This is a genomic window from Amycolatopsis sp. NPDC104775, assembly GCF_055583325.1.
On record NZ_JBVJOE010000013.1, the window covers coordinates 70856 to 85660 of the forward strand.

At 69.0% G+C, this 14805-nt stretch carries 17 protein-coding genes; 4 read left to right on the forward strand and 13 right to left on the reverse strand.

The window, feature by feature from the left end; translation table 11 throughout:
• Positions 1-43: 43 nt before the first annotated feature.
• On the forward strand, positions 44-385 hold the full coding sequence (locus ACZ63D_RS38565; protein WP_465359270.1) for a hypothetical protein: 342 nt from the start codon (positions 44-46) through the stop codon (positions 383-385).
• Between the two features lie 3 nt (positions 386-388).
• Here ACZ63D_RS38565 and ACZ63D_RS38570 read toward each other — a convergent pair whose 3' ends face one another.
• Complete coding sequence (locus ACZ63D_RS38570) at positions 389-1552, reverse strand: lactate 2-monooxygenase (protein WP_465359271.1); 1164 nt, start codon at positions 1550-1552, stop codon at positions 389-391.
• A 9-nt stretch (positions 1553-1561) separates the two neighbouring features.
• Positions 1562-3058 carry an aldehyde dehydrogenase family protein gene (locus tag ACZ63D_RS38575; RefSeq protein WP_465359272.1) on the reverse strand — a complete coding sequence of 499 codons (1497 nt, stop codon included), beginning with the start codon at positions 3056-3058 and terminating at the stop codon, positions 1562-1564.
• A 199-nt stretch (positions 3059-3257) separates the two neighbouring features.
• Here ACZ63D_RS38575 and ACZ63D_RS38580 point away from each other — a divergent pair, with 199 nt between their 5' ends.
• Complete coding sequence (locus tag ACZ63D_RS38580) at positions 3258-3893, forward strand: MBL fold metallo-hydrolase (RefSeq protein WP_465359273.1); 636 nt, start codon at positions 3258-3260, stop codon at positions 3891-3893.
• Here ACZ63D_RS38580 and ACZ63D_RS38585 read toward each other — a convergent pair.
• From ACZ63D_RS38585 to ACZ63D_RS38610, 6 genes are all read right to left on the reverse strand, one after another.
• A complete protein-coding gene (locus tag ACZ63D_RS38585; protein ID WP_465359274.1) occupies positions 3890-4588 on the reverse strand; it encodes a DUF2334 domain-containing protein in 699 nt (232 codons plus the stop codon). The genes ACZ63D_RS38580 and ACZ63D_RS38585 overlap by 4 nt on opposite strands.
• A gap of 101 nt (positions 4589-4689) precedes the next feature.
• Positions 4690-5550 (reverse strand): class I SAM-dependent methyltransferase, encoded by an 861-nt coding sequence (locus ACZ63D_RS38590; protein WP_465359275.1) that lies wholly within the window; start codon positions 5548-5550, stop codon positions 4690-4692.
• A 218-nt stretch (positions 5551-5768) separates the two neighbouring features.
• The gene (locus ACZ63D_RS38595) at positions 5769-6245 is read right to left on the reverse strand and encodes an NADPH-dependent FMN reductase (protein ID WP_465359374.1); all 477 of its coding nucleotides are present in this window, start codon (positions 6243-6245) and stop codon (positions 5769-5771) included.
• Positions 6246-6830: 585 nt separating this feature from the next.
• Positions 6831-7667 carry a patatin-like phospholipase family protein gene (locus ACZ63D_RS38600; protein ID WP_465359276.1) on the reverse strand — a complete coding sequence of 279 codons (837 nt, stop codon included), beginning with the start codon at positions 7665-7667 and terminating at the stop codon, positions 6831-6833.
• 30 nt (positions 7668-7697) lie between these two features.
• Positions 7698-8519 carry a helix-turn-helix domain-containing protein gene (locus ACZ63D_RS38605; RefSeq protein WP_465359277.1) on the reverse strand — a complete coding sequence of 274 codons (822 nt, stop codon included), beginning with the start codon at positions 8517-8519 and terminating at the stop codon, positions 7698-7700.
• 63 nt (positions 8520-8582) lie between these two features.
• Positions 8583-9464 (reverse strand): phosphoribosylaminoimidazolesuccinocarboxamide synthase, encoded by an 882-nt coding sequence (locus ACZ63D_RS38610; RefSeq protein ID WP_465359278.1) that lies wholly within the window; start codon positions 9462-9464, stop codon positions 8583-8585.
• Positions 9465-9511: 47 nt separating this feature from the next.
• Here ACZ63D_RS38610 and ACZ63D_RS38615 point away from each other — a divergent pair, with 47 nt between their 5' ends.
• Positions 9512-10306 carry an SAM hydrolase/SAM-dependent halogenase family protein gene (locus tag ACZ63D_RS38615; protein ID WP_465359279.1) on the forward strand — a complete coding sequence of 265 codons (795 nt, stop codon included), beginning with the start codon at positions 9512-9514 and terminating at the stop codon, positions 10304-10306.
• On the opposite strand, the gene ACZ63D_RS38620 is transcribed toward ACZ63D_RS38615, so the two are convergent.
• Positions 10189-11076: an MOSC domain-containing protein gene (locus ACZ63D_RS38620; RefSeq protein ID WP_465359280.1), complete on the reverse strand. Its 888-nt coding sequence runs from the start codon at positions 11074-11076 to the stop codon at positions 10189-10191. The two genes, ACZ63D_RS38615 and ACZ63D_RS38620, sit on opposite strands and share 118 nt — an antisense overlap.
• Positions 11077-11153: 77 nt before the next feature.
• Between ACZ63D_RS38620 and ACZ63D_RS38625 the strand changes: the two genes are divergently transcribed.
• Positions 11154-11624 (forward strand): NUDIX domain-containing protein, encoded by a 471-nt coding sequence (locus ACZ63D_RS38625; RefSeq protein WP_465359281.1) that lies wholly within the window; start codon positions 11154-11156, stop codon positions 11622-11624.
• Here ACZ63D_RS38625 and ACZ63D_RS38630 read toward each other — a convergent pair.
• From ACZ63D_RS38630 to ACZ63D_RS38645, 4 genes are read right to left on the reverse strand one after another with little or no spacing between them, the layout of a single operon-like run.
• The gene (locus ACZ63D_RS38630; protein WP_406639551.1) at positions 11584-12324 is read right to left on the reverse strand and encodes an amino acid ABC transporter ATP-binding protein; all 741 of its coding nucleotides are present in this window, start codon (positions 12322-12324) and stop codon (positions 11584-11586) included. The genes ACZ63D_RS38625 and ACZ63D_RS38630 overlap by 41 nt on opposite strands.
• Complete coding sequence (locus ACZ63D_RS38635) at positions 12321-13061, reverse strand: amino acid ABC transporter permease (RefSeq protein WP_354746060.1); 741 nt, start codon at positions 13059-13061, stop codon at positions 12321-12323. Before ACZ63D_RS38635 ends, ACZ63D_RS38630 begins: the two co-directional genes overlap by 4 nt.
• 4 nt (positions 13062-13065) lie before the next feature.
• Positions 13066-13830, reverse strand: coding sequence for an ABC transporter substrate-binding protein (locus ACZ63D_RS38640; protein WP_465359282.1), 765 nt, complete (start codon positions 13828-13830; stop codon positions 13066-13068).
• Positions 13831-13850: 20 nt separating this feature from the next.
• The gene (locus ACZ63D_RS38645) at positions 13851-14654 is read right to left on the reverse strand and encodes a substrate-binding periplasmic protein (RefSeq protein WP_465359283.1); all 804 of its coding nucleotides are present in this window, start codon (positions 14652-14654) and stop codon (positions 13851-13853) included.
• Positions 14655-14805: the final 151 nt, after the last annotated feature.

Here is a 14805-nt window from a genome sequence, read left to right on the forward strand (position 1 = left end):
CTGATTGTCCGTTTTTGTCGGACCCCCTCGCTACGGTCGGGCCATGAGCACTTCCCTCTACTACGACGCGAGCCGGGCGACCGCGCTCACTTCGACCGAGACAGCCGCCGTCGAGCGCATCGTCACCACGCGCCAGTCGTCCTTCCCTTACCCGGACGAGGAATCCCTCTTCCTGTACGAGGAAGGCGGCAGCGAGCCAGGCTCGATCGTGGCCGGGTCCACCAAGATGCCGTTCGATCTCGACCGGGTCATGCCGGTGCTCGAACACGTGCTGGGCTCGGTGACCGAGCTGCGCCGCGCGCTACCGGACGCGGAATGGCGCGTGCACCTGGACGATTTCGATCTTCCGTGGGACGAGAGCGAGGGGTATTTCCTCCCCTCGTGAGGGCTATCCGACCCGCCGCAGCGCCTCGCGGGTGAGGTCCGCCAAGGTCGGATAGCCGTCCACCGCCATGATCAGGTCAGCTTCGGCGAGCAAGGTACGCAGCACATGGACAACACCGTCCGCACCAGCCAGCGACAAACCCCAGGCATAGGGGCGGCCGACGCCCACCGCGGTCGCGCCCAAGGCCAGCGCCTTGATCACGTCGGCTCCGGAGCGAACGCCGGAGTCGAACAGCACTGGCGTGCCGCCGGAGGCATCGACCACTTCGGCCAGGCAGTCCAGCGCCGGGAGACCGCCGTTGGCCTGCCTGCCGCCGTGATTCGAGCAGTAGATGCCGTCGACCCCGCCGTCGATGGCGCGGCGGGCGTCGTCGGAATGCTGGATGCCTTTGACCAGCAGCGGAAGGTTCGTCAGCGACCGCAGCCAGGGCAGATCGTCCCAGGTCAGCGGGTTGCCGAAGAGCTGCGCCCACAACCCGACGGCGGCCGCCGGGTCGTCTTCGGGGGCCTTGCCGAGCCGCTTCCGGAACACCGGGTCGGTGAAGTAGTTGGCCAGGCAATGCCCGCGCAGCTGCGGGAAGTTCGCGGTCGACAGGTCTCGCGGCCGCCAGCCGGTGACCCAGGTGTCGAGCGTGACGACGATGCCGCGGAAACCCGCTGCCTCGGCGCGGTGCACGAGCGAGGCGGCGAGGTCCCGGTCGGTGGGCGTGTACAGCTGGAAGAACCCCGGAGTCTCGCCCAGTTCCGGGACGAGTGTTTCGACCGGGTCGACGCTGAGCGTCGAGGCGACCATCGGCACGCCGGTCCGGGCGCTGGCCCTGGCGGTCGCGAGATCGCCGTGACCGTCCTGCGCGCACAGGCCGATCACCCCGACTGGCGCGAGGAACAGCGGCGACGGCAGCGTCATCCCGAACAGGTCCACCGACAGGTCGCGTTCCTTCGCGCCGACGAACATCCTCGGAACCAAGCCCCAGCGCTCGAACGCCTCGACGTTCGCGCGCTGGGTGCGCTCGTCGCCCGCGCCACCGGCCACATAGGACAGTACCGACGGCGGAAGTGCCTGCGCCGCACGCGCTTCCAGCTCCGCGTACGACATCGGCAGGTCCGGAACGCGGCCGGTCAATCCGGCGAAGTAGATCTCGTGCTGGAAATCGCCGAAGCCGGGCAACAGTTCTCCTTAACGCTTGCCGTGCAGGACGGTGATCAGCTTGGCGACCAGTGCGTCCGTGGATTCCTTGCGGGAGAAGGACGTGAGCGTGATCGGTGCGGTGAACCGCTGCCGGGCCACTGCCTTCGGCCGGGCGAATTCGCGCAGCCCCTCCGGGCCGTGGATCCGGCCGAACCCGGAATCGCCGACGCCGCCGAAGGGCAGCGACGCGATCCCGGCGAACGAGAGCGGCGCGTTCACCGCGGTCATGCCCGCGCGCAGCCGCGACGCCAGCTCGGCACCGCGCGCCCGCGAGAACACCGTCGAGCCGAGGCCGTATTTGGTCGCGTTGGCCTTCTCCACCGCCTCGTCCATGTCGCGGACCTTGGCGATGGTCACCGTCGGGCCGAACGTCTCCTCGCGCACCGCCTCGGAGTCCTCCGGGACGTCGACCAGCACGGTCGGCTGGACATAGCGGTCGCCGACGCTCTCCACCCCGCCGACCACCGCTTTCCCGCCGCGTTTGAGCGCGTCCTCGATGTGCCGGCGGATCACCGAAAGCTGCGAGGGCATGGTGATCGGGCCGTACTGCGCGTCCTCGTCGGAACCGGCGCGCACGTTCTTCGCCTTCTCGGCCACCCGCGCGACGAACTCGTCGGCCACGCGTTCGTGCACGTAAACGCGCTCGACGCCAATGCAGGTCTGGCCGGAGTTCGAGAACGCGCCCCAGACGGTGGCGTCGGCCGCCGCCTCCAGGTCCGCGTCCGCGTCGACCAGCAGCGCGTCCTTGCCGCCCGCCTCGATCACGACCGGGGTCAGGGTGTCCGCGGCGGCGGCCATGATCTTCTTGCCGGTGGCCGCGGAGCCGGTGAACGCGATCTTGTCCACGCCGGAGCCGACCAGCGCGGCCCCGGTCTCGCCGAACCCGGTGACCAGCTGCAGCACCGGCTGCTCGGGCACGACCTCGGCGAAGGCGTCCACCAGCCACTTCCCGACGCCCGGGGTGTACTCGCTGGGCTTGAAGACCACGGCGTTGCCCGCGGCCAGCGCGTACGCGACCGAGCCGAGCGGGGTGAACACCGGGTAGTTCCAGGGCCCGATCACGCCGACCACGCCCAACGGCACGTACTCCACGGTCGCGGCCTGGTTGGCCATCAGCAGGCCGGACGAGCGGCGGTGCTTGCCGAGCACCTTGCGAGCGTTCTTCGCCGCCCACGCGATGTGCTCGATCGCCAGCACGCTCTCCAGCTGGGCGTCCGCGATCGGCTTGCCGGTTTCGTCACGCACCACCTGGCACAGCTGCGGCAGCCGCCGGGTGAGCACGCCCTTCCAGCGCTGCAGCCGCTCCGCGCGACCCGCGAAGCCGAGGCCGTCCCACCAGCGCGCAGCCGCCCTGGCCCGCTCGACGGCGGCACCGACCTCGTCGGCTGTGTGCACCGGATAGGTGCCGACGACCTCGTCGGTGGCCGGGCTAAGCGAATCGAACGTCTCGCCGACGTGCGTCGGCTTCGGCTGGACCGCGGTCATCGGCGTCTCCCCGTCTCGGTGAACCCCCAGGCTACGAGGTTGCTGACACTCTGCCAACAGTTGCCCGGGCTTCCCGCCAGCATGGCATCCGAGAGCGGGCGCGGAAAGTCCTCCGACCGGAAGCTCGCGCTGGACGCCCTCGTAAACAGGACCCGCGGCGTAGGGTTGAACCGACCGATCTTGGTAAGGAGAAAACCTGATGCGGATCGTCCATTTCGGACATTCCTGCGTACTGCTCGAGACCGCCGCGGAGCGGATTCTGCTCGACCCGGGCACGTTCTCCACCGGCTTCGAGGCCGAGCGCGAACTGTCCGCGGTGCTGATCACCCACCAGCATTTCGACCACCTCGACGTCGAACGGCTGCCCAGGCTGCTCGAGGCGAATCCCGACGCGAAGCTGATCGTCGACCCCGGTTCGGCCGAGGCGATCGAGAAACTGCACCTGGAGTTCGAGGTCGCCCGTCCCGGGGACGCGTTCGAGTTCGGCGGCACCTCGGTGTCGGTCGTCGGCGGCGAGCACGCGGTGATCCACGCCGACATCCCAGTCATCCCGAACATCGGCTACCTCGTCGACCACGGCGCGTTCTACCACCCGGGCGACTCGTTCTTCGTGCCCGAGCAGAAGGTCGACGTGCTCGGCCTGCCCACCGGAGCCCCGTGGCTGAAAGCCGGCGAAGCGGTGGACTTCCTGCGCGCGGTCGCGCCGCGCCGCTCGGTGCCGATCCACGAGGCGGTGCTGGCCAACCCGGCGATGCACTACGGGCTGTTCCAGAACCTCGCCCCGGAGGGCACCGAGGTGAAGGTGCTGGAGCGAGGCGTCGCGACGGAGGTCTAGGCGGGAGCGGTGTGCCGGAGGGAGCCGTAGGTGCTCCCGAAAGCCCGGTTTTCGAGGGCGACGTCCACCGCGTCCAGCAACGCCTGCCGCAAGCCGGGGCGGCTGAGGTCGACGGCGTCGATACCAAGCCGCACCAGCCCGCCTCGGCGCGCGGCCCGGGCGGAGGCCAGTACGAGCGCGAAGCAACGGACGGTCTCCGTACGGTGCGACTGACTCGTGAAGTCCTGTACGCGGGCGCGCCGGATCTCGCCGGTCACCAGGTCCCGGACGGCGTTCTGGTCGGCGCACAGCGTGAAGCCGTGTTCCCGCAACGCCTGCACGGTCCCGGGCGACGCGAGCCAGCGCGGTGGTGCGAAGCCGTCGACAGTCACGCCAGTAGCGTCGAGAGCCGCCTTCGCGGCGATGAGCCGAAGCCGCGCTTCGTGCGCGGGGAGCGCGGCGAACTCGGCCTTACGGCCCAGGTGCACAGCGCGATGCGTCGGCGGGATGCGGTGGTCGTAGCCGTTGAGCAGCACCGAGTCGCCCGCTGCGGCGCGCGTACGGACCCAGGCCGTGACGGGTCCGTCTTCGGTGCGCGCGACATGCAGGATCGACAGCGGGACATGCCGACGTTCGAGTTCGGCCGCCAGATGCGCACAACGGTGCAGCGTGCGCGTGGTGACCCCGGACAGCGAGACCAGCAGGCGAGCATCCACCCCACCATTGCGCCGCAGCCGTGTGGCGACCGCCTGACCGCTCCGTGAACTGCGAGTGAGACTTACGCGGCGGACAGTCACCGTCGGGCCCGCGCGGGTGTTCAGGCAGCTTTGCGACAGTGCCAGATGAGCATCGACGGGACGTCCTTCGCCGCCGCGGCATGAGCGTCCGGGACCAGCCCGTTGAGCGACCACGGCCAGAGGTCCCACGGCCCGCCTCCCGGAACCTGGCGCGGTGCGGTCGACGCGGGCGTCGGCTCCTGGCAGCTCACCGGCGTGAGAGCCGCGGCGAAGAACGCGCGCAAGTAGTCACCCACGCGGTGGTGGCTCGTGCTCACCCGCGCCGGAGCGTCCTCGGCCGTGCGCACTGACGGGATCGATCCGCGCTGGACCTGCTCCGGGTGCACGTCGGAGAGGACGAGGTGCCCGCCCGGGGCGAGGACGCGGGCGAACTCCGCGATCACCGGCGTCAGGTCCGGCACGTGCGTCAGCGCGAGCCCGCAGAGCACGACGTCCTGCGACCCGTCGTCGACCGGCAGTTCCCGCAGGTCGGCGACCAAAGTCGAGTCGGCTTTGGCGCGGCTGAGCATCTCGGGCGAACCGTCGACGGCGACCACGTGGTGCCCGCGCTCGACCAGAAGGCGGGTGAGACGCCCGGTGCCGCAGGCGGCGTCGAGCGCACGGCCCGGCGGAATGGTGTCGAGGATCGCCGCGAGGTGGGGCTCGTCGGCGAAGGCAGCGTTCTCGCCCGAGTCGTACGCGGCGGCCCAGCGGGCGTACCCGTCCCGCGGGGCGAGGTGGGTTACCTCGACGCCTTCAGCCAGCTCTTCGTCGGCCAGCAGCGCGCGGATCTCGGCCAGCCGCGCTTCGACGAACTCGCGATCGTGCTCGCCGGTGAACGCGCGGAGCAGCGCGGCTCCTTCGATGCCGATGAGGTAGGCGAGAGGATGCTCGTAATTCACTCTTGTGGACGCTAACCGGGCAAATGCCGCAGTGCCACTGATTTTCGGGCCTGTGTCTCAGCCAAGCCCCGGCCTGTGCTCGCTTTGTCCGCAGGATCCACGCAGGCCGCTTTCTCGCGCGGCGATTTCGGCCGCGGCACCGACTTCCGTTGTCGAAGAACAAGTTCGCGACCTGTCGAAGGACGCTAGCCCCTTCCGAACACCTCGCCCGCCACCGCTCACGGAGTAACCGGTTTGGCCGCCTCCACGAGCCGCCGCACCGCGACCGCGACCCGTCCGCGCAGGTCGGGGTCGAGGAGGGTGCCGTTCTCGACGGCCTGGCGGGGAATCGGGATCCTCGCGCAAGCGTCGTCGACGATGCGGGTGCCCGCGTAGGTGAGCGTCTTGCGGAGGGATTCGTGCGCGTCCGCGCCCCCGGTCGGCGCGGCAATCGAAGACGCGTTGATCCACGCGACGGGTTTGCCGTACATCTCGCCGCCGCCGATGGTCCAGTCGAGCAGATTCTTGAAGGAACCCGGCAGGCCACCGGCGTACTCCGGGGTGCAGAAGAGGACGCCGTCCGCCGCCCCGATCGCCTCCCGCAACGCCACGACCTCGACGGGCAACGGTTCCCGATCGTGGTCCGGATTGAAATGCGGCAGCCCAGCGAGGCCGCCGTACACAGTGGACTGCGTGAAACCGGCCGCGGTCGCGATGACAGCCGCGTTGACCGAACCGGCCCGCAGACTGCCGCTGATGAGCAGAAGCACGAAGCCCAGTGTGCCAGTGCGGGAGGTGCCGCGGGATCACCTCGCGCGGGGGAAACCTGGTGTTCACCCACTGCTACTGGGTCAACGCGGTCGCCGCCTGACTCGCCACACCCGGAGTCGGCGTTGGGGCCGCCCGGAATCTCCGGTTGCCGCGCCGAGCAGAGCTTGCCGGTATATACGCGGTGGCGGCTGGAATCAAGCCAGCGCAGCATGGATTCCGGAACCGCCCGCCGCGACGAGCCCACACCGCAGCCCACGGACGGCCAGCCGAGCAGAACTCGGCGGCGCACACACGGCGACGGCAAGGCATGAACCAGCGCCACACGGATTCCGGAGCCACCCACCAAGGCGAGCCCACACCGCAGCCACCTGACACCCCACCGAGCAGAACTCGGCCGCACACACACGACCACGGCAAAGCTTCAACCAGCACAGCGCGGAACCCAAACCCGCCCGTCAAGCCAAACCCGCACCGCAGCCGACGGACGGCCAGCCGAGGTCAGCAGCGAGCCGTCCGGCGGTCGGGCAGCCTTACTCCCAGACGATCCCTCCCCGTTGTCCCTGTGCCAGTCCCGCCGCCGCGGCCGCCGCTCGGGTTTCTGGGTCCAGCGGGTTCGGGCCGATCGCCGTGACCGAGGCTTCGTCCGGCTCCAGCACCGCGACCTTCGCGCCTGCCTCGCGAAGCTCTGCCAGGACCTGTTCGAGCGGACGCTCCACCGGGAGCGGTTCCGCCGCGCCCATCGGGGCGATCACGGTCACCTGGGCGAAACCGGCCGCGTAGTCGGCGTTCACGGCAGAACGGACGCCGCCGTCGACGTACTGCTTTCCGTTGATCGGCACCACCGGCCAGATGCCGGGCACCGCGCAGCTCGCCTCGACCGCCTCGACCAATGAGACGCCAGAAGTACGATCGAAGACCGCCGGTTCACCGGTCTCCGCGTCCACCGCAACGATTTTCACCGCACGCTCGGGCCAATCGTGTGACGGCAGGCGGGATTCGATCACCGCACGACGGCGCGGTTCCGGCACGGTTTCCGCGGCCAGGGCGTACTTTCCCATCGCCTGGCGGATTTCCGCCGCGGTGCCGCCATCGGCCAGCACCGCGGCGAACTCCTCGCCGAACTTTTCCGGGTCGAAATCGGCCGCGATCTCCGCCGCTTGCAAGGCCGGATCGGTCTGCCGCGCGTACAACCGCGGCAGTGGCAACCCGCTGCCCAGCTGCGCCGCCACCGCCGCGCCCGCCGACGTGCCGATCAGCACGTCGGCCCCGGTCACGTCCTGACCCGCTTCCGCGAGCCCGGTCAGCAATCCGGTCGCCCACGCGATCCCGGCGACGCCACCGCCGCCCAGTACCAAAGCTCGGCTCATGCCGCTCCCTCCATCGGCACCCACTCTGCCCTAGGGCACCGACAATTTTCGTATCGCCGACTCCAGCAGAGCGTCCGTCTCTGGCTTCGGCAAGGACAACTCAAGCAACGTTTCCGCCGCCTCGCGATATTTCGCCACCCGCGCCGGGCTCGAACTGCTCGCGCTCTCTCGCAGCAACCGCTCGTGGACGATCGACGGCAGGTCCGCGAAATCGAAAATCGTGAACCCCCTGCCCAGATCGGGACGGGGGTCCGCCGGGACCACTCGCAGGTCGACCTTGCCTTCCGCCAGCCGCTCGCGCAGATGGCACAGCTGTTCCGCCATCGCGTCCGCGCCGCCGATCCTTTTGTGCAGCGCCCTTTCCCCCAGCACCAGCACACACCGCGTACCCGAATCGAGCACCGCACGCCGCGCCAGCCTCTCGGCTACCCGCGCCTCCAGCTCGTCCTCGGCGGCGCCCGAAGCGCTCGACAGCAGCGCTCGCGCGTACCCGCTCGTCTGCAACAACGGCGGCACCACCTCCGGCTCCCAGCCGAACACTGCCTCCGCCGTGCGCTCCCACTCCAGGTACGGCTCTTCTCCGCCGCTGTCTATCCAGTCCTGCTCTCGCGCTCCTCGCGCCATCTCCACTATTCGCCTGCGGTCCGGCCCGATCACCCTGCAGTGCGCCAGGACCGCTCCGATGTCCTCCGGCTTCGGCAGCCGCAGTCCTCGTTCCCAGTTCGTCACGAAACCAGGCGTCATCCCCAGCAACCGGGCCAACTCTCTTACACCCAGTCTTCTTCTCTCCCGCGCCGCGCGTAGCTCCAGGCCCAATGCCCTCGCGCGCGGTGTTGCGTACGGTGTGGTCATGGTTGCAGTCTGTCAGCGGGCACCGACAGTTTTCGGGGTTCTCTCCCTGTGCCCCCTCGGCTGCTACAGCCAGTCCTCCAGCGACAACCCCGTCATCCTCTCGTACGCCTCCACGTACCTTCCCCTCGTCGCCTCCACCACTTCACTCGGCAACGGCGGCGGCTGCACGTTCGACGCCCTGTCCCAGCCCGACTCCGGCCCCGTCAGCCAATTGCGCACGTACTGCTTGTCGAACGACGGCTGCACCCTTCCCGGCTCGTACCCCTCCGCCGGCCAGTACCGCGACGAATCCGGCGTCAGCACTTCGTCCGCCAGCACCAGCGCGCCCGTCTCGTCCACGCCGAACTCGAACTTCGTGTCCGCCAGCAGGATTCCGCGCTTCGCCGCCACTTCCGCGCCGCGGCGATACACCGCGAGCGTCGCCTCGCGCAGCTCTTCCGCACGCTTCGCGCCGATAGCCGCGACCACTGCGTCGAACGAAACGTTCTCGTCGTGCTCGCCGAACGCCGCCTTCGTCGCGGGCGTGAAGATCGGCGACGGCAGCTTCGAGGCCTCTACGAGCCCCTCGGGCAGCTCTACGCCGCACACCGCGCCCGTACGCTGATAGTCCGAGTAGCCGGACCCCGTGAGGTACCCGCGCGCGACAGCCTCCACCGGAAGCATCTCGAGACGGCGTACGAGCAGCGCGCGTCCGCGTACCTCGGCAGGGATGCGCGGGTCGTCGTACGCGACAAGGTGGTTCGGGATCAGGTCCGACAGCTGCTCGAACCAGAACACGCTCATCGCCGTGAGCACGCGGCCCTTGTCGGGGATAGGCGTGTCCAGGATGAAGTCGTAGGCGGAAATGCGGTCCGAGGTGACCAGCAGCAGGTGGTCGTCCCCGACCGCGTACAGGTCCCGGACTTTTCCGGCGGCGATCTTCGGGTAATCGGCGAGCGTCGTCACCGCTGCACCCTAACCCGAGCACCGCTACCGCGAGGATGATGCAGGTCATGGCCTACCGCTGGATTTCGTTCACCTCCGACTACGGGCTGCGTGACGGCTTCGTGGCCGCCTGCCACGGGGTCATCGCCGGCATCGCGCCCGACGTACGCGTTCTCGACGTCACTCACCTCGTACCGCCGCAGCAAGTGCGCTCAGGCGCGGCAGTGCTCGCCCAGACCGTGCCGTCGCTGCCTAAGGCCGTACACCTCGCTGTCGTCGATCCCGGCGTCGGCACTGAGCGCCGAGGCATCGTGGTGGTCGCGACGCACGGCATCTTGGTCGGCCCGGACAACGGCCTGCTGATACCCGCCGCGGAGGCGCTAGGCGGCGTGTACGCGTCGTACGTGATCGACGTGCGCACGCCGACGTCCGCGACCTTTCACGGACGAGACATCTTCGCGCCGGTTGCCGCGAAGCTCGCTCTCGGCGCGAACCCCGGCTCCTTCGGGCCCGCCATCCACGACCTGGTGCGGCTGCCGGAACCGCTGGTCGCAGCCTTCCCGGGCAAGCTCGTTTCAGACGTGCTGACCGTCGACCATTTCGGCAACGTCCAGCTCGCCGCCACTCCCGCCGACCTCGAACTAACCGGATTGACCGGTGAGGTGACGGTGCACAGCGAACAGGTCGCGGTGTCCGCCACGATCGGCCGGACCTTCGCCGACGTGCCGCCCGGCGCGAACCTCGTCTACACCGACTCGGCGGGGAAGCTGGCCGTCGCCGTCAACGGCGGCTCGGCGGCTTCGGTGCTGCGGATCGGGCCGGCCGAGGAGTGCACCATCACCGCGTCGCCGACCGCCAGCTGACCGGGCCGGGTCACCGCCGCCTTCATGCCGAACAGGACGCCGCCGTCCGGGTCACGGTGGTACCCCGCGAGCGAGCGAATCGGCTCCGGGCCGGAGCGCTTGCCGGTTTCCTGATCGACCATCGGCACCGCGCAGCGCACGCACAGCTGCGCGTAGGCGAACTCGACGCCACCGGCTTCCATCCGACGGACTGAATCTTCGGCATGCGGTTCCGCCCAGCCGCGGATCACGAGGTTGGGCCGGAACCGGTCCATCGGCACCGGTTCGCCGCCGCGCTCGGCGATTCGTTCGTTCAGGTGGTCCAAAGAGGATTCCGAGATGACGAGGATCGCGTGGCCGTCGGCGAACCTCGCGGTGCCGGGAGTCTCGCCGCCCGTGACGCGGTCATGCTCCGGAGTGACGCCGAGCAGCACGGACGGCTTACCCACCACGGTAGAGAACCACTCAGCGGCGTCGGCACCCTGGTGGACGCCCTCGCCGGTCCAGTTGAAGGTGGACGCGGGGTGGCGTTGGCCGTCCTTCTGGACCTCGATGGTCAGGTCTTCGATCCCCGGCGCGGACATGGCGAGGCGGGAGCCGCCGTCGAGGAGGCGGGGCCGGATGGCGGCCATGATCGGGAAGCGGCGCTGGCTGCGGAAGTCGCCGTCGGCCGCGGTGACGATGAATTCACGATCGTGCGCGAGACCGGCCGGGGTCACGTCGGCGGACTGGACTGTGGTGCCAGCGCAGCCTTTGACCGGGTAGTACGTGAGCCGCGAGATCATCCCCATGGAGATCACGGTACCTGGCGGTTCCGAAGGAGCTGCTGCCGTTCGACGAGTATGTGCGCTCGCTGCCGCGGAAGCGGATGTCGGCAGGCACCCTGCTGTGCGACGAAACGGGGCGCGTTCTGCTCGTCGAGCCGTCTTATAAAGACAGCTGGGACATACCCGGCGGCGTATGCGACGCGGGCGAGCCGCCGTGGCGCACGGCGCGCCGGGAACAAGCCGAGGAAATCGGGATCGACCGCCCGCTCGGTCCGCTGCTGGTCATCGACTACGCACCGGACGACGGCCGGATGCCGGAAGGGCTCGCGTTCATCTTCGACGGAGGCCGAATCTCCGAAGCGGAAGCCGCCCGCCTAACCCTTGCCGACCCAGAGATCCTGGCCGTGCACCTCGTGGCGATCGACGAGGCGACTCAGCGAGTAGCCCCGTCGCTGGCCCGGCGGCTCCGCGTCGCCTGGGAAGCCGCGCAAGCCAGCGAAAGCTTCGTGCTCTGCGAGGACGGTCGTCCCCTCACAGCACCTGCGACAAGAACTGCTGCAACCGAGGACTAGCCGGTGCCTCGAACACCTGCTCCGGCGTCCCCTGCTCCACGATCCGGCCCGCGTCCATGAACGCGACCTCGTCGGCGACGCTGCGGGCGAACCCCATCTCGTGCGTCACCACGATCAGCGTCAAGCCTCGCGATGCCAGCCCCGCCATCAGGTCCAGGACGCCCTTCACCAGCTCTGGGTCCAGCGCGCTCGTGGCCTCGTCGAAGAGCATCACTTCCGGTTCCATCGCCAGCGCGCGGGCGATCGCCACCCGCTGCTGCTGGCCTCCGGACAACGCCGCCGGGCGGTACGGGGCCTTGTCCGCGAGACCGACTTCGGCCAGCCGGGCACGGGCGACCTCCGCTGCGTCCTCTTTGGACAGACCGCGCACGCTGCGCAGCGGCAGCACGATGTTGTCCAGAACAGACCGATGCCCGAACAGGTTGAAGTGCTGGAACACCATTCCCACGCGCTGGCGCAACGCGTCCGGATCCGAGGCGATGACGCTTTCCCCGTCCAGCAGCAGATCGCCGCTGTCGGGCTCCTGCAGGCGGTTCACGCAGCGCAGCAGGGTCGACTTGCCCGAACCGGACGGGCCGATGACGCACGTGGTGCTGCCGCTCGGCACCTTCAAATTCACTCCGCGCAGGACCTCCAGTGTCCCGAAGCGGACGTGGATGTCTTTCAATTCCACCGAAGACGAACGAATTGCCGTACTCATACCGTCCCACCCGCGAGCATCTCGTTGCTCTCCGCGGTCACCTTGCGACCAGTCTGCAGCCGCTTGTCGATGTAGTTCACCAGGTGCGTCAGCGGCACGGTGATCACCAGGTAGACCACACCCGCGGCGACCAGCGGCGACAGGTTGCCGGTGTTGGCCGCGAGGTCCTGGCCGATGCGGAACAGTTCTCGTTGCGAGGTAAGGAAACCGAGGAAGTACACCAGGGTCGAGTCCTTGACCAGCGCGATGAACTGGTTCACCAGCGCGGGCAGCACCCGCCGCACGCCCTGCGGGATCACCACCAGCAGCATCGCCTTGGAGTAGCTCATGCCGAGCGCACGGCTCGCCTCCAGCTGTCCTTTGTCGACGCTCTGAATACCGGCCCGGAAGATCTCGCCGATGTACGCCGCGGCGATCAGGCTCAGCGCGGCGATGCCCAGCGGGTACGGGTTGTTGCCCACCAATCCGCGAGCGAGCAGGCCGACGCCCTGGCCGATCACCAGGATCGTCAGAATCGCGGGCAGGCCGCGGAAAATGTCCGTGTACACCCGCGCCGGCCAGCGCAGCCAGCGTTTGGTGGACAGGCCCATCACCGCGAGCACCATGCCGAGCAGGGTCCCGATTACAGCCGCCGCCACCGACAGGATCAGGGTGTTCAGCAGGCCGGTTTTGAGCAGGTCCGGGAAAACCTCCCAGATGTACTGCCAGTTGAGGAAGGTGTCGAAAAACTGGTCCATCAGGCTACTTCGTCTTGAAATCCGCGGGAACCGGAATGTTCGGCTCGAACTGCTGGTGGACCTTCTGCCAGGTGCCGTCCGCGACCGCCTTCTTGATGCCGTCGTTCAGCTTGGCCAGCAGCTCGCTGTTGCCCTTGCGCACCGCGTACCCGTGCGGAATGTTGGTAGTGATCGCTTTCGTGACCTTCAACTGCGGGTTCTTGGCCGCGTAATCCTCCGCGGACACCTGGTCGAACACCGCGCCGTCGACCGCCGCGGAGTTCAGCGCGCTCAGCGCCGCCGCGTCGTTCGGGAACCGGACCGCCTGCGCCTTCGGCGCGTTCGCGGCGAGCCAGGTGTCCGACACCGTGCCCTGCACCACGCCGATCCGCTTGCCCGCCAACGAGTTCTCGTCGGTGATGCCCGCGCTCGCCTTCGCCTCGATGCCGAGCGACTGGTAGTTGTACGGATCGCTGAACGCCACCGTCTTCTTGCGCTCGTCGGTCTGCGCGATCGCCGAACTGCCGATGTCGAACCGGCCGTTCGCGACGCTGCCCAGCAGCGCCGAGAAGTCGGTCGACACGAATTCCAGCTTCAGGCCTTCCTTCGCGGCGATGTCCTTCAGCAGCTCGTTGTCGAAGCCGGTGAATTGGCCGTTCTCCTGGTAGGCGTTGGGCCGGGAGTCGCTGAGGGTGCCGACCCGCAGGGTGGTCTCGCCAGCGTCGCCACCGCACGCGGTGAGACCGGCGACCAGTGCCGCCGCGAAGGCGGTGACGATCAGTTTCTTCATGCCACCAGTGTGCCCGCGCATCAGGAGTTCGCCACCGGGAGGCCCGGTCCGCCCTTCTCCAGCTCCTTCGCGACCGGAGCCTCCTTGAAGAACTGCGCGTGCAGCCGGGCCGCGGTGCCGTCGGCGATCGCCTTGGCCAGGCCGTCGTTGATCTTCTTCAACAGCTCGGTGTTCGACTTGGCGACCGCGAAGGCCGACGGGGTGTCCTTGTCCGCGACGGTGTAGCCGAATTCGAGCGGCACCGCCGGGTTCTGGTCGATGTACTTCTGGCCGATGTCCTTCGGGACGACCCACCCGTCGAGACCGCCGGTCTTGAGCTGCGCGAAACCGGCGTTGTAATCCGGGAACCGGACAACCTGCGCACCGGCGAGCTTGCCGGCGAACTCGTCCTGCACCGAACCCTGCACGACGCCGACCCGCTTGCCCGCGAACGAGTTCGCGGCGGGCAGCGCGGCGCCCTTCTTGCTGACGACGGTGGTGTAGCTGGTGTCGTAGCCGTTGCTGAACGCCACGGTCTTCTTGCGCGCGGCGGTCGCGGAGATCGTCGAGCTGCCGATGTCGAGCTGGCCGCCGGCCACCTTCGCGAGCAGGCTGGAGAATTCGGTGCCGACGAAGTCGACCTTGAAGCCCTCGCGCTTGGCGATGTCCCGCAGCAGTTCGTTGTCGTAGCCGGTGAACTGGCCGTTTTCGAGGTAGATGCTCGGCGGGGCGTCGGTGAGGGTGCCGACGCGCAGGGTTTCCCCGGAAGCGTCCGAGGATCCGCACGCCGTGAGGCCCGCGGTGGCGGCGACTACGACGGCGAGCGTGCTGAGGATCTTTCTCATGGCTTCTTCCTGAATATCCGGGTGCGCAGACGGGAAGCGGGGGGGGGGGGGGGGGGGGGGGGGGGGGGGGGGGGGGGGGGGGGGGGGGGGGGGGGGGGGGGGGGGGGGGGGGGAGGGGGGGGGGGAGGAGGGGGGGGGGGGGGGGGTATAG